The 22704-nt window shown below is 65.7% G+C and carries 22 protein-coding genes; 8 read left to right on the plus strand and 14 right to left on the minus strand.

All coding sequences use genetic code 11. The annotated features are described in order from the left end of the window. Position 1: 1 nt before the first annotated feature. Entirely contained in the window at positions 2 to 2935 is a 2934-nt protein-coding gene (locus tag AC5RUK_RS10175; RefSeq protein WP_494152104.1) for a helicase-related protein, read from the minus strand. A 597-nt stretch (positions 2936 to 3532) separates the two neighbouring features. Then, positions 3533 to 5041 carry a helix-turn-helix domain-containing protein gene (locus tag AC5RUK_RS10180; protein ID WP_494152105.1) on the minus strand — a complete coding sequence of 503 codons (1509 nt, stop codon included), beginning with the start codon at positions 5039 to 5041 and terminating at the stop codon, positions 3533 to 3535. Positions 5042 to 5169: 128 nt separating this feature from the next. On the opposite strand from AC5RUK_RS10180, the gene aceA reads away from it, so the two are divergent. Beyond that, a complete protein-coding gene (aceA, locus tag AC5RUK_RS10185) occupies positions 5170 to 6486 on the plus strand; it encodes an isocitrate lyase (protein WP_494152106.1) in 1317 nt (438 codons plus the stop codon). A gap of 115 nt (positions 6487 to 6601) precedes the next feature. Continuing rightward, complete coding sequence (aceB, locus tag AC5RUK_RS10190) at positions 6602 to 8245, plus strand: malate synthase A (RefSeq protein WP_494152107.1); 1644 nt, start codon at positions 6602 to 6604, stop codon at positions 8243 to 8245. 274 nt (positions 8246 to 8519) lie between these two features. Here the strand turns inward: aceB and AC5RUK_RS10195 are convergent, their stop codons facing one another. Continuing rightward, on the minus strand, positions 8520 to 8861 hold the full coding sequence (locus AC5RUK_RS10195; RefSeq protein ID WP_494152108.1) for a YciI family protein: 342 nt from the start codon (positions 8859 to 8861) through the stop codon (positions 8520 to 8522). Positions 8862 to 9488: 627 nt separating this feature from the next. Between AC5RUK_RS10195 and AC5RUK_RS10200 the strand changes: the two genes are divergently transcribed. Next, positions 9489 to 9683: a hypothetical protein gene (locus AC5RUK_RS10200; protein WP_494106844.1), complete on the plus strand. Its 195-nt coding sequence runs from the start codon at positions 9489 to 9491 to the stop codon at positions 9681 to 9683. 114 nt (positions 9684 to 9797) lie between these two features. Here AC5RUK_RS10200 and AC5RUK_RS10205 read toward each other — a convergent pair whose 3' ends face one another. Next, the gene (locus AC5RUK_RS10205) at positions 9798 to 10115 is read right to left on the minus strand and encodes an XRE family transcriptional regulator (protein WP_494152109.1); all 318 of its coding nucleotides are present in this window, start codon (positions 10113 to 10115) and stop codon (positions 9798 to 9800) included. Positions 10116 to 10261: 146 nt separating this feature from the next. Between AC5RUK_RS10205 and AC5RUK_RS10210 the strand changes: the two genes are divergently transcribed. The 4 genes from AC5RUK_RS10210 (at position 10262) to AC5RUK_RS10225 (ending at position 11787) form a co-directional block, all read left to right on the plus strand. Further along, positions 10262 to 10774: a hypothetical protein gene (locus AC5RUK_RS10210; protein ID WP_494152110.1), complete on the plus strand. Its 513-nt coding sequence runs from the start codon at positions 10262 to 10264 to the stop codon at positions 10772 to 10774. A gap of 47 nt (positions 10775 to 10821) precedes the next feature. Next, positions 10822 to 11151, plus strand: a complete 330-nt coding sequence (locus tag AC5RUK_RS10215; RefSeq protein ID WP_494152111.1) for a hypothetical protein — start codon at positions 10822 to 10824, stop codon at positions 11149 to 11151. A gap of 136 nt (positions 11152 to 11287) precedes the next feature. After that, the gene (locus tag AC5RUK_RS10220; RefSeq protein WP_494106848.1) at positions 11288 to 11551 is read left to right on the plus strand and encodes a ribbon-helix-helix domain-containing protein; all 264 of its coding nucleotides are present in this window, start codon (positions 11288 to 11290) and stop codon (positions 11549 to 11551) included. Continuing rightward, the gene (locus AC5RUK_RS10225; RefSeq protein WP_494152112.1) at positions 11548 to 11787 is read left to right on the plus strand and encodes a toxin; all 240 of its coding nucleotides are present in this window, start codon (positions 11548 to 11550) and stop codon (positions 11785 to 11787) included. Before AC5RUK_RS10220 ends, AC5RUK_RS10225 begins: the two co-directional genes overlap by 4 nt. 99 nt (positions 11788 to 11886) lie before the next feature. On the opposite strand, the gene AC5RUK_RS10230 is transcribed toward AC5RUK_RS10225, so the two are convergent. From AC5RUK_RS10230 to AC5RUK_RS10275, 10 genes are all read right to left on the minus strand, one after another. Then, positions 11887 to 12909, minus strand: a complete 1023-nt coding sequence (locus AC5RUK_RS10230) for a 1-aminocyclopropane-1-carboxylate deaminase (protein ID WP_494152113.1) — start codon at positions 12907 to 12909, stop codon at positions 11887 to 11889. 33 nt (positions 12910 to 12942) lie between these two features. Next, a complete protein-coding gene (locus tag AC5RUK_RS10235) occupies positions 12943 to 13383 on the minus strand; it encodes a VOC family protein (RefSeq protein WP_494152114.1) in 441 nt (146 codons plus the stop codon). Positions 13384 to 13550: 167 nt separating this feature from the next. Then, positions 13551 to 14504 (minus strand): acyl-CoA thioesterase, encoded by a 954-nt coding sequence (locus tag AC5RUK_RS10240; protein WP_494152115.1) that lies wholly within the window; start codon positions 14502 to 14504, stop codon positions 13551 to 13553. Positions 14505 to 14664: 160 nt separating this feature from the next. After that, positions 14665 to 16128 carry a D-serine/D-alanine/glycine transporter gene (gene cycA / locus AC5RUK_RS10245; protein ID WP_494152116.1) on the minus strand — a complete coding sequence of 488 codons (1464 nt, stop codon included), beginning with the start codon at positions 16126 to 16128 and terminating at the stop codon, positions 14665 to 14667. Positions 16129 to 16352: 224 nt separating this feature from the next. Further along, positions 16353 to 16985 (minus strand): CG0192-related protein, encoded by a 633-nt coding sequence (locus AC5RUK_RS10250; protein ID WP_494152117.1) that lies wholly within the window; start codon positions 16983 to 16985, stop codon positions 16353 to 16355. Between the two features lie 116 nt (positions 16986 to 17101). After that, a complete protein-coding gene (locus AC5RUK_RS10255) occupies positions 17102 to 17509 on the minus strand; it encodes a VOC family protein (RefSeq protein WP_494152118.1) in 408 nt (135 codons plus the stop codon). Between the two features lie 32 nt (positions 17510 to 17541). Continuing rightward, entirely contained in the window at positions 17542 to 18039 is a 498-nt protein-coding gene (locus AC5RUK_RS10260) for an SRPBCC family protein (protein ID WP_494152119.1), read from the minus strand. Between the two features lie 13 nt (positions 18040 to 18052). Then, positions 18053 to 18385 carry an ArsR/SmtB family transcription factor gene (locus AC5RUK_RS10265; protein ID WP_493988624.1) on the minus strand — a complete coding sequence of 111 codons (333 nt, stop codon included), beginning with the start codon at positions 18383 to 18385 and terminating at the stop codon, positions 18053 to 18055. Between the two features lie 175 nt (positions 18386 to 18560). After that, positions 18561 to 19601 carry a hemolysin family protein gene (locus AC5RUK_RS10270; protein WP_494152120.1) on the minus strand — a complete coding sequence of 347 codons (1041 nt, stop codon included), beginning with the start codon at positions 19599 to 19601 and terminating at the stop codon, positions 18561 to 18563. After that, a complete protein-coding gene (locus tag AC5RUK_RS10275) occupies positions 19602 to 20948 on the minus strand; it encodes a hemolysin family protein (protein ID WP_493988613.1) in 1347 nt (448 codons plus the stop codon). Positions 20949 to 21267: 319 nt separating this feature from the next. Here AC5RUK_RS10275 and AC5RUK_RS10280 point away from each other — a divergent pair, with 319 nt between their 5' ends. Continuing rightward, positions 21268 to 22704 carry an amino acid permease gene (locus AC5RUK_RS10280; RefSeq protein WP_494152121.1) on the plus strand — a complete coding sequence of 479 codons (1437 nt, stop codon included), beginning with the start codon at positions 21268 to 21270 and terminating at the stop codon, positions 22702 to 22704.

Genomic DNA, 22704 nt, shown 5'->3' on the forward strand with positions numbered 1-22704 from the left:
CTCAGCGCTCTCCTTCCGCGGGGGTGTTGAGGGGGACGACGATGAGAAGCGGCCGCACAAGGCGGCGGTCCGGGGCAAGGGAGGAGACGATCTCCTGTTCCTGGGCTACTCTCGCGCGGTTGTCCTTCAAACGGCTTGCGCTCAGCCCAGGCATGTGGGTTTGGCCGTTGATCTCGCTCCACGCGTCAGCTCGGCTGTGCCATTCATCCAGCCGCTGGTCGGCGGCCTGTACGGCCGCGTTGAACGTGATGTCGAGCGAGCCGTTGGTGTTCTTGACGGCGCGGACGATGTACGGCTGGTAGGCCGCAGCGTTTGCGACCGGGCCAGAGTTCCTGGACTTCTCCGTGAAACCGACCTCGCGGAGGTAGTCGGCGAGGCTGCCGATCTGCTCGGGGATGCACAGCTCGCCGCCCTGCGTGGCGAAGAAGGCCTGGGAGATGACCTGTCCGCGGCGGTTCATGAGTGTGCCCATGAGCAGGACGCTGGGCTCCTCGACGTCGGCGCGGACCACGGGGACCTCGTTGCCCGCCATGGAGGCGAGGGCCCTGTCGCTGGCCCATTCGAGGACGGGGTGCAGCGGGCCGAGGAAGTGCGCCTCGGGCCACGTTGTGGCCTTCTCCCCCTTGGCGGGGATGGCGTTCTTGGCGGCGTCGAGCTCGTGCTGGCCCTTGTCCAGGCTGGTGGCGAGCTTGAGCTTCTCGGTGACCTTGCGGTCGGCGAGGTAGCCCTGCGGCAGGTGCGCAAGCCGCTGCTGAAGGTCGCGCGGCGGCTCGAGCTCGGCGACCTGGTGCTGGGTGTAGACCTTCCAGCTCACTCCTCCCCCGGCGCCGTTCGCGGGCGGTTCCTCGGGGTGGTTGTCAAACGCCTCGTGGAGGGCGTCGTCGAGGTACTCGAGTTCGCTCGAGTAGAGCCCGGCGCCGGCGTCGGTCGGGACGCGGGGCACGCCGGCGCCGTCGTCCGCGGTGAGCTGCTCGAAGAAGCTGTCGAAATCGTCGAAGAGGCCGCCCTCGGTGTGGCCCGGGTCGAGGACGTCCTCCACGGTGCGCACCACTTGATCCTCGAACTTCTTGCCGGCGAGGACCTCCAGGATCGCGTCCTCCTCGGCCTTGACGCTGTGCTGGCCCATGAGGGAGCCGACGTCGTTGAGGGCGCCGTGGGCCTCCTGCTCGCGTTCCATGAGGCGGGTGAGGACCCTGAGATCGCCAGCAAACTTCTCGTGGTTAGGGTGCAGGAGGAGTGTGGTGATCTGGGGGCTCTTCTTCTGGCCGTAACGGTCGATGCGTCCGTTGCGCTGCTCGATGCGGATGAGCGACCACGGGATGTCGAAGTGGATGAGGTGGTGGCACTGGCTGTGCAAGTTCACGCCCTCGGAGGCGACGTCGCCGGTCACGAGGACGCGGATGGGCGAGGCCTCCTGTTTGAAGCTCTCGACGATCTCCTGCTGCTCGACGTCGCTTAGCCCTCCGTGGAGGATGCGGACGTTCTCCGGCTTGAGGCCCAGGTCCTTGGGCAGGTGCTTCTGGAGCCACAGGAGGGTGGGGACGCGCTCGGCGAAGACGACGGCGCGCAGGTCCGACTTGGGGCCGACGCCGATGTGCTTGAGGTACCGGGTGAGCTCCTGGTACTTGGCGGATTCCTTGGTGAGGGAGGCTTCCGTGAGTTCTTTGAGGTTCTGGAGGGCCTCGTGCTCCTTATGCTCGGCGGGGAGCCTGGGGTCTGCGACCTTGCGCAGGCGCTCCTTGACGGTTTCGAGCAGGGCTGCCGGGCTCGAGAGGAAAGCCTTGGCGAGGGTCCAGGGGAAGAGCGAGCTGGTGGCGCCGGAGTACGGGCTCGAGCCGCTCTGGGGGTAGAGCCAGGTATCGGCGATCTCCTCGGCGACGGCGTCTTCCGCGGGGCTCGCGGGGATGAGGCGGTTATCCGGGTCGAGGCGTTCCGCCCAGTTGGCGCCGACCTCGTTGGCCACCTCGGGGCTGTGGCGGTGGCGGCGGATGATGAGGCGCTGGATGTCCTTCGCCTCGAAGCTGCCGTCCGGGCGGACCGCGGTGGGGTCGAGGAGGCGGATAAGCTCGGCGAATGATTCCTGCTTGCCGTTGTGCGGGGTGGCCGAGGCGAGGATGAGGGCCTCGGTGTTGGGGGCCAGGATGCGGGCGAGCTCGTTGTTGAGGGTGCCGGCGTTGGTGAGGTTGTGGGACTCGTCGATCACGACGGCGTCCCAGCGGATCTTCTGCAGGTGCGCCTTGTAGCGGGCGGACTTGAGAGTGTCGATCGAGATGATGGCACGCTTGAAGTAGGTGAAGGGGTTTCGCGTGGCCGGGAGGGTTTGGCGAACCTTCTGGATGCCGGCCGAATCGAGTCGCACGAACGGGAGGGCGAAGCGGCACCAGAGCTCGTGCTGCATCTGCTCCAGGACGTGCCGTGGAGTGACGATGAGGACGCGTTCGGCTCTTCCCCGGCGGGCGAGCTCACTGAGGACCATGCCGATCTCGAGGGTCTTGCCGAGGCCTACGGCATCCGCGATGAGGATCCGGGGGCGGACGTTGCTTGGGTCCAACGCCCGGGCGACGGCGATGCGCTGGTACTCGAGCTTGTCCGCGAGCATTCGCGTCGAGACGGTGAGGCCATCGTGGTCTTGAGGGATGGGAGTCTTACGGAGGGTGGACTCAAGCCAAAGCCTTGCGCGGCGGTAGTTGAAGCTTGCGTCCGCGACGGGAATGGCTCTGGACGGATCGACCACGTGAATGTTGTCAAGGCTCTCGTAGAAGGCCGCGGTCGTGTCGCGGACGAGCTCGCTGAGGCCGCGGACCCTGAGGAGGAGACCGTCGCCGGTCTGCTCGACGCTGGTGACGAGCCATTCCTCGTCCCGCACATGGACGATTGAGCCCGGTGCGACGTTCAAGCCTGTGTCTGTTGTCTCCTCCGTTGCCGCCGCTGACACCCATATACTCCTTGCTCCGCTGCTCTCCCCAATACACACCCCACACGAGGCAGCTGTGGCGCGAGGGGCTAGTGAACATCTAATCACCCAGTTGTCCAAGGTGACGAAATTGTGCCCGGGGCCGGACCACCTGTCGCCTAACCCATCGAATCAAGATCCGCAATCCTGAACTGCGCCAACTAGGCCGGCCTTCGCCAACTAATTAGTCTCGTTTCGCCAACTATCGAGCGAACCGCCAACTAACCTCAGGCCTCACGCTTAACCCCTGTAACTTTCGGACGTCCCGACGGCTCTAGGCTGCCGGGGGTCCGATGGCTTAGGCTAGTCACGACTATGTCGCGAGTACGTTTTCAAAAGTCGCGCAAACTCTGCAAAGTCGCGACGAGGCGTTCACGTCTTGCTGCCCAGCCCCATCCGTGGTCTGTTTTTGGCAAGACGATCAAAGCACACGCTTTCCGGCCGCTCGCATAGACTCAGCGAGCATCGCCTTGCATCGTTCGCCAGGTTTTGCCGACCAGCCGGTTAGTCCATGAATCGAAAAGCCAATAACAGCGCCCACTGCGCCAAAGCTTTCGCCGGCTTTGGACCGCCCTGACATTATGCATGAGACGCGAGGAATTGGTATACCTCAGTCTCGTCGACGCCAGGAAAAGCGCCGGGTGGCAGGGCAGCGAGTAAGTGGGAGTTGGCGCGGGCGCTGGGCCAGGCGTGGCCGGCCCATTGGGTGGCGAGGTCGACAGGTGGGCGGCGGCAGCAGGATTCGTCGGGGCAGTTGGAGACGGAGCGCTCGGTGGTGTCGCGGCCGCGGAACCACTTCACTTCCTTGTAGGGGATGCCGATGCTGAGCGAGTACTCCCCCGACGAGTGCCGCTCAGTGATGGCGGTGCACCAAAAGGTGCCGGCCTTGGTGTCCGTGTACTGGTTGAAGGCGCGGAACTTATCCGACACGTCGAACACGGCCCGAGAGGTCCAGTGGCGGCAGACTGGCTGGCCTTCGATGGCGCCGGTGTGGTCTGCGGGGAAGTTGACGCCGTCGTTCTCGTAGGCCTTGTGGATGATGCCGGAGACGTGGACCTTCTGGAAGTGGCAGGTGATGCCCAGGTGGTGGGTGGCCAGGTTGGTGAAGCGGTGGGCGGCGGTCTCGTAGGAGACGCTGAAGGCGTCGCGCAGGTCCTCGATGGCCAGTTCCTTGGCGGCCTTGGCCTTCTGCAGGAAGTCAACGGTGGCATGCTCCGGCATCAGGAGGGCGGCGGCGAAGTAGTTGGTGTACACGCGTTGGCGCAGGAAGTCAGCGTAGTCCGTGGGCGTCTGGTGTCCCAGCACGTAATGGCCCACGGCCTGCAGCAGCACCGACCGGGGGTCGTGTTCGGACCGGTGCCCCTGGGTCAGGTAAATTCTGTTGTTCTTCAAATCCGTCACGGACCGGGTGGAATGCGGCAGGTCGTTGACGTACTGCAGGCTGAAACCGAGGTGTTCGGCGATGTCCGCGGCCACGTGGTGGGACAGCGGGCCACCCTTGAAACCGACCGCCTTGAGCAGTTCCTGCGCCTGGGCCTCGAGGTCCTCGTAGTGGTTGTTCCGGGCCCGCATTTCCGCCCGCAGCTCCGTGTTGGCCCGGCGGGCTTCTTCCGGGGTGGCGGCCTGCTCGTCCAGCCGGCGTTCCAGCTCGTGCTGCAGCCCGACCAGGGACTCCAGCACGTCCAGGGGAAGCCGTGAGCTGACGCGGACTTTCGGCAGTCCGAGCGACTCGTACAGCGGCCCGCGCTGGTAGCGTTCCAGCTCGATTTCCAGCGCTGCCCGGCGGCTGGGCGGCTCGGCTCCGAGCAGCTGGTCGATGCCCACACCCAGCGCCTTGCCGAGCGCCTGGAGCATTCCGAGCTTGGGCTCGCGCTTGCCGTTCTCGATCAGCGAGAGCTGCGAGGGCGCGGCGCCGACGGCGGCACCGAGATCGTCCAGGGTCATGCCCTGGGCCTTACGCAGGTGCCGCACCCGCCGGCCCAGGCTGATGACGTCGATTTCGGGCTCGGCGGAGGCACCGCCGTCGTGCTTGGCGGGACGATTCCAGCTGGTGGTTGTCATTTCTTGAGAATACGAGAAGAACTGCAAATCTTTCCAGCATTTTCCATGGATTACGTGTTGCAGAGTGCGGAATAGTCGGTTTCACGAAGGATTTGGCCCGGACCGATCACCGAAGATCGGAACCCGCCGGACCCGACACCGAACAGGAGACAGCAATGACTGCATCATTTGAGCCGGCCCCGATGAACGCTGAGGAAGCGGCCAAGGCACTGGAGCTCGAGTGGGCCGCCGATTCCCGCTGGGAGGGCATCACTCGCGACTACACCGCAGCGGATGTCGTCCGCCTCCGCGGCCGGGTCCAGGAAGAGCACACGCTGGCCAAGCGCGGCGCGCAGAAGCTGTGGAAGCAGTTGACCGAGGAGGCCGCCGAGGGCAGCTACACCAACGCGCTCGGCGCCCTGACCGGCAACCAGGCGGTGCAGCAGGTCAAGGCCGGGCTGCGCGCCATCTACCTCTCCGGCTGGCAGGTGGCCGCCGACGCCAACCTCTCCGGCCACACCTACCCGGACCAGTCGCTGTACCCGGCGAACTCGGTGCCGCAGGTGGTCCGCCGGATCAACAACGCGCTGCTGCGGGCCGACCAGATCGAGTTCTCCGAGGGCATCCAGACCGTTGAGGACTGGCTGGTGCCGATCGTGGCCGACGCCGAGGCCGGCTTCGGCGGCCCGCTGAACGCCTACGAGCTGATGAAGTCAATGATCGCCGCCGGCGCCTCCGGCGTGCACTGGGAGGACCAGCTGGCCAGCGAGAAGAAGTGCGGCCACCTGGGCGGCAAGGTGCTGATCCCCACCGCGCAGCACATCCGCACGCTGAACGCGGCCCGGCTGGCTGCCGACGTGGCCGGCACGCCGTCGGTCATCATTGCCCGCACCGATGCCGAGGCGGCCACGCTGATCACCTCCGACGTGGACGAGCGCGACGCCGAGTTCATCACCGGCGAGCGCACCCCGGAGGGCTTCTACAAGGTCCGCAACGGGATTGAGCCCTGCATCGCCCGGGCCATGGCCTACGCCCCGTACTCGGACCTGATCTGGATGGAGACCGGCACCCCGGACCTGGAGCTGGCCCGCAAGTTCGCGGAGGCGGTCAAGGCCGAGTTCCCGGACCAGATGCTCTCCTACAACTGCTCGCCGTCCTTCAACTGGAAGAAGCACCTGGACGATGCGACGATCGCCAAGTTCCAGCGCGAGCTCGGGGCGATGGGCTTCACCTTCCAGTTCATCACCCTGGCCGGCTTCCACGCCCTGAACTACTCGATGTTCGACCTGGCCCACGGCTACGCCCGCAACGGGATGAGCGCCTACGTGGACCTGCAGGAGCGCGAATTCGGCGCCGAAGACCGCGGCTACACCGCAACCAAGCACCAGCGCGAAGTGGGCACCGGCTACTTCGACACCATCTCCACTGCCCTCAACCCCAACGGCAGCACCCTGGCACTGGTCGGCTCCACCGAAGAGGGCCAGTTCCACTAACCAGCTACACCACGACGGCGGTGCTCGCCTTCAAGGGCACCTGACCACAAGCGCCACTTCCGGCGCTCAGGTGAGCACCGCCGTCGTACTTGGATTCTTGAGGAGTGAATGAGCGATGAACGATCCGATTACCTTGAACGGGATTACGTTGACGGCCCCGCCGGTGCGCCGGCAGGAGGAAGTGCTGACGCCGCAGGCGCTGGAGTTCGTGGCCCGGCTGCACCAGGCCACCGCGGCCCGGCGGCGGGAGCTGCTGGTCCAGCGGGAGAGCCGGCGCCGGTCGATCGCCCGCGGGCACGACCCGAAGTTCCTGCCCGGCACCCGGCACATCCGCGAGGATTCCTCGTGGAAGGTCGCTCCCCCGGCACCCGGGCTGGAGGACCGCCGGGTGGAGATCACCGGGCCTGTGGAGAAGAAGATGACCATCAACGCGCTGAACTCCGGCGCGAAGGTGTGGCTGGCGGACCTGGAGGACTCCTCCACGCCCAGCTGGTCCAACGTGGTCAACGGGCAGCTGAACCTGACCGACGTGCTGGAGCGGCGGATCGACTTCGTCTCCGAGACCGGCAAGGAATACAAGCTGACCGGGCAGACGCTGACCGACCTGCCCACCATCGTGGTTCGGCCGCGCGGCTGGCACCTGCCGGAGAAACACATGCTGATCGGCGGCGAACCGGTGGCCGGCGGCATCGTGGACTTCGGGCTGTACTTCTTCCACAACGCGCAGCGGCTGATCGCCCAGGGCCGCGGGCCGTACTTCTACCTGCCGAAGATCGAGTCGCACCTGGAAGCCCGGCTGTGGAACGACGTGTTCATCCTGGCACAGGACCTGCTGGGCATCCCGCAGGGCACCATCCGCGCCACCGTGCTGATCGAGACCATCACGGCCGCGTTCGAGATGGAGGAGATCCTGTACGAGCTGCGCGAGCACGCCTCCGGGCTGAACGCCGGCCGCTGGGACTACATCTTCTCGGTGATCAAGAACTTCCGCGCCCGCGGGCCGCGGTTCGTGCTGCCGGACCGGACGAAGGTGACCATGACGGCGCCGTTCATGCGCTCCTACACCGAGCAGCTGGTGCGCGCCTGCCACCGCCGCGGCGCCATGGCCATCGGCGGGATGGCCGCGTTCATCCCCAGCCGCCGCGACCCGGAGGCCAACGCCATCGCCATGGAGAAGGTGCACGCGGACAAGACCCGCGAGGCCTCCGACGGGTTCGACGGCTCCTGGGTGGCGCACCCGGACCTGGTGCCGGTCTGCCGCGAGGTGTTCGACGGCGTGCTGGGTGAACGGCCGAACCAGCTGGACCGCCAGCGCGAGGACGTGGTTCCCGACGACGCCGCCCTGCTGAACGTCGCCGGCACCGAGGGCTCCATCACCGAGACCGGCATCCGCACCAACCTGGAAGTCGGCATCCAGTACATCGAGTCCTGGCTGCGCGGCAACGGCGCGGTGGCCATCCACAACCTGATGGAGGACGCCGCGACGGCGGAGATCTCCCGCTCGCAGATCTGGCAGTGGATCCACGCCCACGCCGTGACCGACGACGGCGAGATCATCACCCGCGAATGGGTCCGCGAACTGCTCGAGGAAGAGTTCGCCGCCCTGCCGCGGTTCGACGGCGACCGGTTCGACGACGCCCGCGAGATCTTCGAAGAGGTTGCCCTGGGCGAAGAGTTCCCGGCCTTCCTGACGATCCCCGCCTACCAGAACTACCTGCTGGAGAAGCCGTCGTCGGTCAGGGAGCCGGCCGCCGCCTGATCCGTCCGGCGGCGGGCCGGGGTCAATAGCCAGCCCCCGATCCGCCGCCGGCACCAAGACTTTCCGCAGGGCCGCAAGGTCCACGCATCTTTCGCCACAAGCAGCCCGATGGTCGGGCGGGCCGGCGGCCCTGCGGAAGCACAGTGAAACGAAACGCCGGGTGCGGCTCTAAGTTCAGAGCTGCACCCGGCGTTTTGCATGTTCCGAGTTGATCACCCGAGCCCATGTAGTGGTGTGCTCACGAGCCGAGCGTGGAGGACCACCCATCCGAGTCCTAGCTGGCGGGGTCGTAGTGAAAAGCCCGCACCTCCTGCGCGCAACGGCAAGCGACTGCGATCTTCGCGGCCCACTCCAGGGCTGCATCATACGAGGGCAGCTCCAGCACCGAGTAGCCCCCTTCGAGCTGCTTCGTCTGCGGGTAGGTGCCCTCGCTCACGGTCCCATCGCCGTCGACCATGACGGGCGGGATGCTCTCATCGATGCCGCCGCCGAACACCCAGACGCCGGCGTCCTTCGCCTTCTGAACGACCGCGTGCGATGCATCCGAAACGGCCGGCAACTCTTCCTCCGGAACGTCCATGGCGGCACTCGGAAACGAGATCAAATACTTTGTCATCGCGTCGACTCCTTCTTCGCAGCACGGGGATCACCTGCATCCTTGCGGACGCCACCGTTCCGCACAAGGATCTGCGCGATCCCGCGGGATGCTGTTGCCCGCAGAATTCGCTCGACCTGATCGAATCGCTGGCCTCCCCGGCCCATACCGGCTGACGCGCGTGGGGCTTCATCGCGCCCAATACGGTCAGTAGCGGCGCATAGGCTCCTTGTATGGGTTGGTTCTCAGACGCTGTCGAGGCGATCTTGCACTGGCTAAAACCAGGGGCTGATATCTTCCTGCCTTACGCACCGCTCTTGCTCCCACTGGTTGGTTTCCTTGCAGCGCTGGCGGCCCTCGCCACCGTACGGCAACGGACACGCGCCGATGCCAGCGACGAATGGTGGAAACGCGTGCAATTCGCACTCGGCAAATCTGAATCTGACTCGCTGAAAACTCAGGCCATCGGCACGAAAATGCTCGATCACCTTACTGAAAATTCCCGAATTGCGCACAAACCATGGACGTGGCGCAGACGCTGGAGGGTAACCAGTCGGGACTTGGAGATGATCAGTTCCGTCCTGAAGTTCGATGCCTTTCCCGGGCACGAAGCGAAAGCTAACCTTAAGAGAGAAGACTTGGAGGCTGATGATGTCAACGAGCGAGCGGCAGACAGTCCAAGGCAAGAGCCAGAAGACCACTTCGCCGACCATGGCGAACGAGGAGTCTCTGGAGCGTCAGGTGCGCCAGATGAAGGCCGCGCTGATCGTGAAGCTGGACAAGAAGACCGGCAAGAAGACCGATGACTACATCGTGCGCGTCGCCGAAGGGAAAGTTAGCTAAGCATTCTGCGCCGGGACGGACGGGGCGGGGCCGGTCCTGGCTGCGCGACCGGTTCTGACAGCGGGGAGCACCAGCCGTACTTGTCAGCGCAAGCGGCTGACAAGATGCGCCCAGCTAGATGTCGTCCTCGTGCGCCGCTCCGCCTTCGCCTTCCCAGGTTTCCAGACGCTGGATCTTGGTGGCGTTGAACTTGCGGCGGACACCGTACCCGCCGTGGTCGTCGTCCTCGATGAAGACGACGCCGAACTGCTCCAAGGCACGGCGCAATTGCCAGTTCTGCTCCGGAGTCAGTGCCTGGTTGCCCTTCTCAAAGTCGCGCACCTGTTTCTTGTCCAGACCGGCTGCCTTGCCGATCACCTTGGACGAGACCTGAGTAAGTGCGCGGGCCGCACGTGCAAGATCTGAAGGAATGATCATCGATGACTTACTCATGGCCTGATCATCCCAGTCTTTGAGAAAAGATGCAGCCGCCGTTTCCGTTTTCCGGAACGCCACCTCCTGTGTTGAGCAAATACCGAACACACAAATAACCCGATGTCCTAAGCCACATCAACCGATGCATGCCGTAGGTTGGAGCCATGATCCCGCTGCAAGCTCCGGATCCGCTCGAGGTTGTGGTCCGCAACGACGCCCATGATGTCTGGGATGTCCTCGCGTCCCTCGGTCCGCTGGCTATCCTCTTGGCTGCCCTCATCGCCGCTTACATAGGCTGGCGCAGCATGCGGGCTCAGGCCGAGGCCGATCGTCGTGCTCAGTGGTGGGCGAGAGCGGAGTGGGCGTTGGATGCGTCCATGTCGCCCAGCATGGACCGCAAGGTCGTCGGGCTCGGCGTGTTGGCGCTCCTCGCCGAAAGCAATCTCGCCGGCGAAGAAGAGGCGAGGATCCTCCAGGTCGCTTCAACCGACGTTTTGGTTCAAAAGGTCACGGCTCTTGAGGACGTGGAGATCGAGCCGCCGTCCCCTATAGCTACTGAGAATTCCCAGCAGGAGCACATCAGAGTTCAAGCGGCCAAGCTGCGTGTAGTGACAGACAAGAAGCAAGGGCACCAGACCCCCGAGTGGATCGTAAAGCTGGCTCAAACTTCGACCTAGTCCGCGGTCATGGCACAATGACGGCAGACTAAGCCCGGAGGAAATGCATGACAACCCACGATCAAACGACTTCAGAAACGCAGCAAAAGCCGAAAAGCTACCTGGAGTGGAAATTCTCCAGCGGCGGCAAGGTCTTTCCCGATGTGCTCGGCATTGCCTTCATCTTTCTGTTCATCACCCTTTTCAATATGGCCGGCAACGGTTTTTGGATGAACCTTGGCGGTGCCATCCTCATCGGCTTGGCCCTCGATGCCGTCGAGTACCAGCACGAGGTACACCGGAGGCCCGCCGGCCGGAAAACCGTTGTGTTGTGGCAGGTGCTGGCTGCGCTTGCCGTGACCATTTTGTACATCAGCCTGATCCAGCTGGCCCGCTAGCGCTCCCCTGCCGGCCGGGGACCCGCTGAACGGCGGCGCTCAGGCGAGCGCCGCCGTCGTTGTTTGCTAACTCCGAAACAAGCAAGCTTCGCGTTGCGGCATTGATGCGCAGCCAATTACGTATTACGATATCGTTATGAGTACAGGCGAGGCGATCAACGGTGTGCCGGTCTCCGAGGAGCAAATCGCGGAATGGGCAGCCGAGGCCGAGGCTGGGTACAACGTCGACGCATTGAAGAAGCGCGGCCGCGGACGGCCGGGGCGGGGCGCGAAGCCCTCGCAGGTCGTCGCCCTCCGCCTCACGTCGGAAGAACTCGCCGCTATCGATGACCGGGCGGCGCGTGAAGGGAAGACGCGTTCCGACGTCATCCGTGAAGCTCTGGCCGCGTACGCTGCGTGAAGGTTCACGATTCAGCACTCAAGCACGGCATCCTCCCTGTGGATGCGATTCAAGCTGCGACGTGGGCGCTCTGGATCGAGGAGCTCGACGAAGAGAGCCCCGCGCGCCAGCTTCGGCTCGGATTCGACACGCAGGGTCGCCTGCTGGAGACGGTCGTGCTCGTGTTCGACAGTGGCAACGAACTCGTCATCCATGCCATGAAGGCGCGGCCCGGAATGCTCGATCTTCTCCCGTAGGTGCCCTCCCACGATCGACCACCCTCTGCCCGTCACCATAAAGCCGGTGGCCGGCCTCGACACCCCTGGCACTGTGGCGAGCGCCGCCGTCGTTGTTTATTAGCTCCGGAAGAGGCCGCTGTAGGCGTTGAGGGCCGGCTGGCCGCCGAGGTGGGCGTAGAGCACGGTGCTCTCGGCCGGGATCTGCTTGCTGCCGACCAGGTCGATCAGGGCGGCCATGGATTTTCCTTCGTAGACCGGGTCGGTGATCATGGCTTCGAGCGAGGCGCTCAGCCGCATGGCTTCCAGCGTGGACTCGACCGGGATGCCGTAGAGGTCGCCGGCCCAGCCTTTCAGCACGGTGATTTCGTCGTCGTGCAGTTCCCGCTCGAGCCCGATGAGCTGCGCCGTGTTGCGGGCGATGCGGCCGACCTGGTCGCGGGTCTTGGACAGGGTGGCGGAGGCGTCGATGCCGAGCACGCGGCGCGGCCGGCCGCCGGCGTCCTGCAGGGCGGCGAACCCGGCGATCATGCCGGCGTGGGTGGAGCCGGTGACGGTGCAGACCACGATGGTGTCGAAGAAGGCGCCGAGTTCCTTCTCCTGCTGCTGCACCTCGTAGGCCCAGTTGGCGAAGCCCAGCCCGCCGAGCCTGTGCTCAGAGGCGCCGGCCGGGATGGCGTAGGGCTTGCCGCCGGCCGCCTCGACCTCGGCGATGGCGTTCTGCCAGGAGTCACGGATGCCGATGTCGAAGCCGGCCGGGTCGAGCCGCACGTCAGCCCCCATGAGCCGGGAGAGCAGGATGTTGCCGACGCGGTCGGTGAGCGGGTCCGGCCAGTCCACCCAGTTCTCCTGCACCAGCAGGGCCTTGAGTCCGAGGGTCGCGGCCACTGCCGCCACCTGCCGGGTGTGGTTGGACTGGAAGCCGCCGATGGACACGATGGTGTCCGCGCCCTCGGCGAGGATGTCCGGGACGATGTACTCAAGCTTGCGGGTCTTATTGCCGCCGTAGGCCAGGCCGGAATTCACGTCCTCCCGCTTGGCCCAGATCTGCGCGCCGCCCAAATGTTTGCTGAGTCGGGGCAGGCGGTGGACCGGGCTGGGGCCGAAGGTGAGCGGGTAACGGTCGAAATCCGTGATGGCCATGTAGTCCCCGTTCTGCCACCTGCCGGCTGCCGTTTACCGTGCTGCGTCGGCGTTTTCGGGACCGGTGATGTTGACCATCCAGCTCACGCCGAACTTGTCCGTGAGCTGTCCGTAGTAGTCACCCCACGGCGCCTTATCCAGCGGCATCTCGACGGTCGCGCCGTCGCTCAGGCCCTCCCAATAGGTCCGCAATTTGGCCTCGTCGGCCGGGTCCTCTCCGCTGGAGCTGAGACATATGGAGCCGTTTCCGGACGAGGGCATCTCGGGCGGCGCGTCCGCGGCCATCAGCAGGAAGCCGCGGTCCACGAACACCGACGAGTGCATGATGTTTGCGCCGGTCTCGGGGTTCTCGTCGCCCATTCCCTCGGCGTAGGTCATCTTTTGCAGCTCACCGCCGAACACGGAGTGATAGAACTCAATCGCCTCCGCCGCGTTGCCGCTGAACTGCAGGTAGGGGTTAAGGTCCAGTGCCATGGGTCTGCCTTCCTTAGTGGATGCGGCGCGTTCCGTGCCGCGTTCATTCTTGCGCCTTGAACCGCGCGCGGGAAGGGGGGGCGGGCCACGGCTGCACCTGACCTTAAAGTGGAACGTCCAACCTCGGACCGTTCATCGTGCTCCGCACTTTTGCCGCGAGGTTATGGTCAGTACGTCCGCTCGACGCCGAACTCCAGCGGGGGCAGCGCGGCTCGACGACGGACCAGGTCCTGGGCGTGGGCAGCCAGCCGCCGGTCCTCATCGGAACGCAGCACCAGCTGCGGAACCTTGGCGGCGTGGCCGGCGTCGTCCCGGGTGACGAAGACGGTCATGCACTGAGTGGTGTCCCGCCAGTCGCCGCCGCGCGGGTCGCGTGCCCGAACGTGGACAGCGATGTGCATGGAGTGCGGTCCGGTGTAAATCATCCGCGCGGAGAGTTCCACCAGGTCCCCGATGTGGACCGGGTTCAGGAAGTGAATGCCGCCGGAGTAGACCGCCACGGCGTCGGCACCGCACCAGCCCATGGCACAAGCCCTGGCCACCTCGTCGATCCAGCGCATCACGATCCCGCCGTGGGCATGGCCGCCCCAGTTCACGTCCGTGGGGGCGGCGAGGAAACGGAAGCTTTCGGAGGGCGTCGTCCCCGCATCTGTGTAAGCCTGGGCGCTCATCACCTCGCGAATCTCGCGCCCGGCCTCCAGCCGGCCGGCGACCCCGCGGGCCAGCCGCTCCGACGCGTCGTCGGTCGGCGCCCACGCCGGTACTGGCCGGGGCCGCCGCTGCTCGTCCATGGCGACGAACACAAGGATGCAGTCCATGGCGGGCCGGAACTGCCGCGAGCGCACATCCGCGGCGTCGACGGTAACAACCACCTGCATGCTGGAACGGCCGGTGTGCGCGATGCGGGCGCTGACCTCGATCAGGTCGCCGTTGTGGATCGGCCGGGTGAAGTGCACATTGCCGACGTACGCGGTGACGCAGTAGCCGCCCGAGTACCCCACGGCGCATGCGTACCCGGCCTTGTCGATCCATTCCAGGACCCTCCCGGCCTGCACCGTGGTCCCGTCGGCCGCGACGTCGGTGGGCGCGGCGAGGAAGCGCAGCGTGATCGAATCTTCCATGGCGCCCATCGTAGCTCGCGTTCAGGTGGCCGCCATTGCCGGCTCGGACATGGCGGGCGCTGAGGACAGGGGCTGGCTGCAGAGAGGACGCGAAACGGAAAACGTCCGCTCCCCGGAGACCCGGGAAGCGGACGTTATTCGAGGCTGGGAGCGGGCTCCGCTAGCGCTGGCCGGCCAGGGCGTCCTCGCGCCCGGCGAGGGCCGCCTTCTCCTCGGCGACCTTGGCGTCGTGGGCGGCGCGGATGGCGGTGTGCTCCGGGTTGCGGCGCAGCCACAGGTAGCCGATGCCGAGCGCGACGAACCAGACCGGGGTGAACAGCAGGGCCGCCAACGTGTCCGGCTGGGTGGTCAGCGCCCACAGGATGAAGGCGAAGAAGGCCATGACCACGTAGGGCATGAACGAGCCGCCCGGCATCTTGAACTTGCTGGCCTCGTGCAGCTGCGGCCGGCGGCGGCGGTACACGATGTAGCTCACCAGGATGATGGTCCAGACGAACATGAAGCAGAGCGCCGAGACGGTGGTGACCATGGTGAACGCCTCGGAAACGCTGCCCTCCGCGTAGAGCAGGACCACGCCGGCGAGCAGGAACATGCAGGAGAACAGCAGCGCGCTGCGCGGCACACCGCGGCTGGAGAGCTTGCCGAAGCGCTTCGGAGCATCCCCCTCCAGCGAGAGGCCGTAGATCATGCGCGACGTCGAGTAGATCCCCGAGTTTGCCGACGACGTCGCCGAAGTGAGCACCACGAAGTTCACGACGCCGGCCGCACCGACGAGGCCGGCGAGGGCGAACATGCCCACGAACGGGGATTCGTCGGCGTTGAAATTCGTCCACGGCTGGACTGCCATCAGGATGATGAGGGCGCCTACGTAGAAAATCAGGATGCGGATCGGGATGGAGTTCACCGCCCGCGGCAGGTTCTTTTCCGGGTCCTTAGTCTCGGCGGCGGTGGTGCCGACCAGTTCGATTCCGACGAACGCGAACACGGCGATCTGGAAGCCGGCCACGAAGCCCATGAAGCCGGTGGGGAACATTCCGCCGTGCTCCCACAGGTTCCCGAAGGAGGCGCGGGCGCCGTCGTGCTCGAAGCCGGTGATGATCATGACCAGCCCGACGACGATCAGGGCCATGATGGCGACGATCTTGATCAGCGCGAACCAGAATTCGGTTTCACCGAAGGCCCGCACGGTGGGCAGGTTCAGCGCGAGCAGCAGCAGGATGCAGGCGAGCGCCGGGATCCACAGCGGCAGGTCCGGCCACCAGAACGCCACGTAGTGGGCGATCGCGACGACGTCGGCGATGCCGGTGACCACCCAGCAGAACCAATACGTCCAGCCGGTGAAGAACGCCGCCCACGGCCCCAGGATGTCGCCGGCGAAGTCGCCGAAGTTCTTGTACTCGGTGTTGCTCAGCAACAGCTCGCCCATCGCCCGCATGACGAAGAAGAGCATGAAGCCGATGATCATGTACACGAAGATGACCGAGGGGCCGGCGACGGAAATCGTCTTGCCCGAGCCCATGAAGAGCCCGGTACCGATCGCGCCGCCGATGGCGATCAACTGGATGTGACGGTTGGACAAGGACCGCTGGAGGTGCGGTTCGTTGGTGGTGCTCGCGGTGCTCATGTGTTCCTTAGGGTGGGACTGCGCATCTGCGGAAGTTTCCGTTTGGACGGCCGGGCAATGGCTCCATCGCCATCCGGTCAGGCCGATTGCAGGCTCCCCTCGCCCGTACGGGCTGGCTGGTGAGCTACGCCACGAAAACCTATCCGGCGCGCCTCCCGCGGGTCAAATCGAGCACCACGTATTGCGGGTCCACTCCGGTGTAGGCATTTTCCAGTCCGGCCGATTCACCAGGCCGAGGCAAGAATCAGCGGCTGCTGGCCCGACAGCGAGCAGGTCAGGGTCAGGGCTGTGCCCGGCCGCTCGCCGGAACCCGGGGTGCGGTAGACGGTCAGCGTGAGCGGGCTGGCGTCGATGGTGGTGACGCCGCCCTCGGTGGTGGGCACCGCCGTCGTCGTGGTGGGAACGATGCCGCCGGGACCGCCGCTGCCGCGCACCGGGAGGGCGCCGGTCGCCGGCTCGAGCTTCCCGGCCACGTCGCGGAACACCTCCGCGCCGGCACCGCCCTGGATGATGACCGTGGCCAGCGCGGCGGCATAGACCGGGTCGGCGCAGGCGTCGTAGATCCAGCGGTCACCGAGCACCGAGTGGTCCATGGTCCCGGCAAGGAACCGTTCGGCGCCGGGCAAGGGCGCGCCGCGGTAGGTCAACGGGACATGCAGCACCGGACCGCCGCCGGCCCGGACCAGGTGGGTTTCCATGCCGACTTCCCCGTCCGGATCGTCGAAGCGGAAGGCACCAAGGTGCTCCAGCTCGGCGGCGTCTGCCCCGAGTTCCCGGAACCACGGCTGCCCCGGCAACCACGCGGCCAAAAGCTCAAGCTTGGTGGGTTTCAGCACTGCGTCGTAGATGATGGCCATGTTCGTAGCCTACGACGCCGGGGCGTCGCCCGGATGGTGCCACCGTCGGCGCGCAGGACGAAGGCCGGGTGCGGCTCCCGTAGCAGGAGCCACACCCGGCCTCTAACCTTCCGGAACTAGGAGGCGGTGACCTGCCAGAGGTGGTCGTCGGGGTCGGCGAAGACGGCCGAGTAACCCCACGGCTGCCGGCCAGGTTCCATGACGACTTTCGCCCCGGCCTGGCGAGCCGCGTCGATTGTCGCGTCCACCTCCTTTGGCGAGGCGACCGGCAGGCCCAGCAGGCATTCCGTCTGGTCGCCGGTGGCCATCGGCCGGTTGGCGGTGACCCAGCCGAAGCCTCCGTGCGGAACAAACATCAGCCGCAGGCCGGCGTTCACCTCGAACTGCAGGGGCTCGGGGATGCCGTCGTCGGCGGGTTCACCGACGGCAGCCAGGCCGAGTGCCCGGTAGAAATCGAACGATGTGCGGCGGTCCGCCGTCGGCAAAGCCAGGACGGCGGGCTGGCCGGATGGCACGAGTGACACGGGTGCTCCTTCCGCTCGCGAAATGTACGGGTTCAGGCGGACGCGGGCTCGGCGAGGATGGCGTCGATCTGGCCTATGGCCCCCTGCACGCCCTCGACCATCCCCATCTCGAGCATCTTTTCCAGCTGCTCCGCGGACTCAAACCTGGACTCGGTGGTCATCCGGGTGCGGCCGTCGATGGATTCCAGCGTCACGGTGGCGTAGGTGGTGCCCATGTCCGCCACCGGCTCGCCGTCGTCGTCGGCAAACCCGTCCTCGAAGGCCAGCCGGTGCGGGGCCTCGATCGCGGTGATTTTCCACCAGCCGCCGGATGTCTCGCCGTCCGGACCGGTCATGTAGTAGTTGGCTCTGCCGCCGGGAGAGAACTCGTGCTTGTCGAAAGTGGCGGGCCACTCGGGCGGTCCCCACCAGCGTTCCAACTGGCGCGGATCTGCCCAGAGCTGCCAGACCCGCTCGACGGGTGCGTCGAACTCGGCCACGATGGTGAATGTCAGGCCCTCGAGGTCCTGTTTGGTGTCGGTAATCGGCATGTCGGTGTCCTTCCTATCCCTTGGCGAGAATGTCCTGGATCCGGTCAACGCGTTGGCGCCAGAGCATCTCGTATTCGTCGAGCAGGCGACGCGCTCTCCGCACTCCTTCAGGATGAGGCCGCACCATCTGCTCCCTTCCGCGCTTCTCCTTAACCACCAGGGAAGCCCGTTCCAAGACCGCGACGTGTTTCTGTACCGCGGCGAAACTCATCCTGTACCCCGCCGCCAGACCCGACACCGAGAACTCGCCGGTGAGTACCCGGGCGACGATGTCGCGGCGGGTAGCGTCGGCGAGCGCCTGGAAGAGGCGGTCCAACTCGAGGTCACTGACTTGATCTACAACCATTTGGTTGCAGGTTAGTCCTGCTTTGGACATAGGGTCAAGGGTTTGGCGTAGATTCTCTTGCGGACGTCGGAGCACGGCTCGCCGAGTCCGGCTCAACGCCCGACTCGGCGAGCCCACCGCGGACCGGAGCAGCCTCTCCCCTATGCAGCTTCAGGTCCCCGGCTGCCCTGCCGTTTCAGGCGCGGGTGCTTCGGCTGTCGTCGCGGATCTGTCCGACGAGCTCTTCCAGCATGTCCTCGAGCGTCACAATGCCGTACGGGCGGCCGGAGCCGTCGATGGCAAGCGCCAGGTGTGCCCCTTCGCGCTGCATGCGGTGCAACGAGGAACGCAGCGCAGCGTTCAGGTTCACCTGCGGCAGGGCGCGGACCAGGCTGGCCGGCAACGGCCGGTTCCTGGCCGTGGCGTCGAGCTTGAGCAGGTCCTTGACGTGGACGTATCCGTCCAGTTCCCCTGTGGCGGACTGAACCGGGAAGCGGGAAAAGCCGTTGGCGGCAACCTGTTCGATCTGCTCCGGGGTGCATCCGGACAGAAGGGTGGTGACCTTGCTGAGCGGGATCACGATGCTCTCGACCGACCGTTCTTCGAACGTCAGGGCGCCGAGCAGGAGCCGTTCATCCTGCTTGTCCAGCAGCCCGCCCTCGCGTGATTCCTCCACCAGGCCTGCCACCTCGTCGCGGGTGAAGGTGCTGGCGACCTCGTTCTTGGGTTCCACCTTGAACAGGCGCAGAATCCCGTTGCCGATGGCATTCATACACCACAGCAGCGGTTGCAGGATGCGTACGACGACGACGAGCACCGGGCCCAGGACGAAGGCCATCCGCTCAGGTCCGGCCAAGGCAATGTTCTTCGGCACCATCTCGGCGAGGACCACGTGCAGGAACGTCACGACGCTCAAGGCAATGGCGTAGGCGATCGGGTCGATCAAGGCGGCCGGGACTCCCCAGGCGCTGAAGGGCCCTTCGAGGGCGTAAACCACCATGGGTTTCGTGACGTAGCCCAGCGCCAGAGAGCAGACGGTGATGCCCAACTGCGCGCCGGCCATCATGAGCGAGACGTTCTCGATGGCCCACAGGGTCATCTTGGCGGCCCGTCCGCCTTGTTCTGCCCGGGGCTCGATAATGCTTCGGCGCGCGGCGATGAGGGAGAACTCGGCGCCGACGAAGAAGAAGTTCGCGGCGAGCAGGACGATGGTCAGGATGATTCCGGTGGCATCCATTTAGCGGCCCTCTTCTTCGGTTCCAAGGGGCGTGGCGGTGGCCAGGAGCTTCGAAATCCTTGCACCGTCCATCTCCTCGACGCGCAGCTCGATTTTGGCTGCCGGGTGGCCATGGGACTGCTCCGTCGCCAACTCGACGGTGTCTCCGGCCTCGGCGATACGGCCCAGATGGAGGGTAAACAGGCCGGCGATGGTGTCGTACTCGGTGCCGTCCGGAATGGCGTGACCCAAGATCTCTGTCGCCTCATCGGGGCGCAGCGCGCCGTCGAGACGCCACACACCGAAGGGCAGCCGTTCACTACTGCCGTCGTCGGGGTCGTGTTCGTCCAAGACTTCACCCACGAGCTCCTCGACGAGGTCCTCCAAGGTGATCAGACCAGCGACGTCACCGGTCTCATCGATCAAAATCGCCATCTGGAGGCCGCCGGCCCGCAGCGTGTCCATCAGGTCGTCGAGTTCAACGGTGTCCGGGATCAGCGTAGGGGCATCCATGATCTCGGTGACGGTACGGCGGCCGCGGTCGGGAAAGGGCACGGCCAGGCCGCGCCGGATATGCACGATACCCAGCACCTCATGGGAACCGGGCTCCATGACGGGGAAGCGTGAGTGGCCGCTGGCAGCGGCGATGTCGAGCATCTCCTGAACGCTCTGATCGGGGGCGACAGAAACTATCCGCGTTCGGGTAGTCATGGCGTCGTGGCCACGGCGGGCCCCGAACGCGAACGACCGGCGGACCAGTTCGGCGGTCTCCACCGGCAGTACGCCCTGCCGGGCCGAATGGCGCACCAGAACGGTCAGCTCCTCGGCGGAACGGGCGGACGCGAGTTCTTCCTGCGGCTCAATGCCCATCGCCCGGACCAGTTTGTTGGCCGTGCCATTGAAGAACACGAGCAGTGGCTTGGTCGCGGCACTGAATCCGCGCTGGAAGCCTGAAACGGCGCGTGCGGTGGCCAGTGGTTTGGCGATCGCCAGGTTCTTCGGAACCAACTCGCCGAAGACCATGGTCAAGACCGTTGCCAGAACCAAGGCGATAGTGATGGAAACGGAGCGGGCTGCCGGCTCCGCCAGCCCTGCATCCATGAGCGGGCCCAATACGAGGACGGCAATCGCCGGTTCGGCGAGGAAGCCGATGCCGAGGTTGGTCAGCGTGATGCCCAATTGGGCGCCGGACAGCTGGGTGGACAGCGTGTTCATCGCCTTCAAGACACCGACGGATTTCTTGTCGCCGGCGGCTGCGGCGTCCCTGACCGCGTTGCGGTTGACCGTGATCAGGGAGAACTCGGCCGCAACGAACAAGCCACAGCCAGCTATCAGGAGGAGGCCACCGAGGATCGACATTAGTTCCACTTACAAACACCCCCTGCTGCGTTTCTCGGAGTATTTTCGAGGGTCAGCAGGGGGCATGGACTATGCCCCGGACTGTCACCGGGAGTGGACATCAGATCCTCTCAAGATCAAAGACAGAAAAAGTCCGCGACCTGACGTCGTGGACAGCATAATTCTGCCATTGCCGACCCGTCCACTGCAAAAGGACCGTACCCTTCCGACCGTCGAAGCGGGGTGCGGGTGGAACCGGCGGTGGCCCGCGCAGGTTGCGGGCGGGGCGTAGAATTGATTGGCCGCATTTTCTGACCGGCCGTCTCCCTCCAGCAAGGTAGTTTCTCCGATGCCGCAATTCGCGTCCGCGCTCGCGCGTGGCCTGACTGTCCGCCACATCCGCTTCATGGCCCTCGGCTCCGCGATCGGTACCGGCCTGTTCTACGGCTCGGCCGCAGCGATCCAGGCCGCCGGCCCGGCCGTGCTGCTGGCCTACGCCATCGGCGGCGCCGCGGTGTTCCTGGTCATGCGGGCGCTGGGCGAGATGGCCGTGCGGCACCCGGTCTCCGGGTCGTTCGGCCAGTACGCCAGCCGCTACCTGGGGCCGTTCGCCGGCTTCATCACCGGCTGGACGTTCGCGTTCGAGATGGCCATTGTGGCGATCGCGGACGTGACGGCGTTCGGCATCTACATGGGCTTCTGGTTCCCCGAGGTGCCGCGCTGGATCTGGATCCTCGCCGTCGTGTTCTTCATCGCCGCCCTCAACCTGGTCAGGGTCAGGGTGTTCGGCGAGACCGAGTTCTGGCTGTCGCTGGTCAAGGTCGCGGCGATCATCGCGATGATTGCCGGCGGCGCCGCGATCATCATCTTCGGCTTCGGGCTGCCGGACGGCGCCAACCCGGGACTGGAGACCATGCTGGGCTCCGGCGGCTTCTTCGCCAACGGGTTCTGGGGGCTGCTGGCCTCCTTCTCCATTGTGATGTTCGCCTTCGGCGGAATCGAGACCATCGGCATCACCGCCGGCGAGGCCAAGAACCCGAAGAAGGCGATCCCCGGCGCGATCAACACGGTGCCGGTGCGGATCCTGCTCTTCTACGTCTGCACGCTGGCTGTGCTGATGATGATCTCCCCGTGGGACCGGATCGACGGTTCCACCAGCCCCTTCGTGCAGATCTTCGACATGCTGGGCATCCCGGCGGCCGCGCACATCCTCAACGCCGTGGTGATCACCGCCGCCATTTCCGCCATCAACTCCGACACGTTCGGCGCCGGGCGGATGATGTACGGGCTGGCCGAGCAGGGCCACGCGCCGAAGGCCTTCGCGAAGATTTCCCGCCACGGGGTGCCGTGGATGACGGTGGCGACGATGGCCGCGGTGCTGCTGGCCGGCGTCGTGCTCAATGCGCTCCTGCCGGAGTCCCTGTTCCTGATCGTTGCGTCGATCGCGACGTTCGCCACCGTGTGGGTCTGGCTGATGATCCTGCTCTCCCACATCGCGATGAAGCGGGAGATTGCGCGGAAGGCGCTGCCGGCGTCGGAATTCCCGGTGCCGTTCTGGCCCGTCGCGTCCTACCTGGCGCTGGGCTTCATGGTGTTCATCGTGGTGCTGCTGGGCATCATGCCGGACACCCGGGTGGCGCTGCTGGTGGGCTGTGCGTGGATCGCCCTGCTGTTCGTGGCCTACCGGTTCGGCATCAAGGGTGCCGGGCGGCGCCGCGCGGAACTGGTGGACGAGACCGGAGCGGACGTGGGCGCGGAACCGTCGCGGACGCCGGCGGAGCAGTAA

The sequence above is a fragment of the Arthrobacter sp. Y3223065 genome (genome assembly GCF_059090885.1).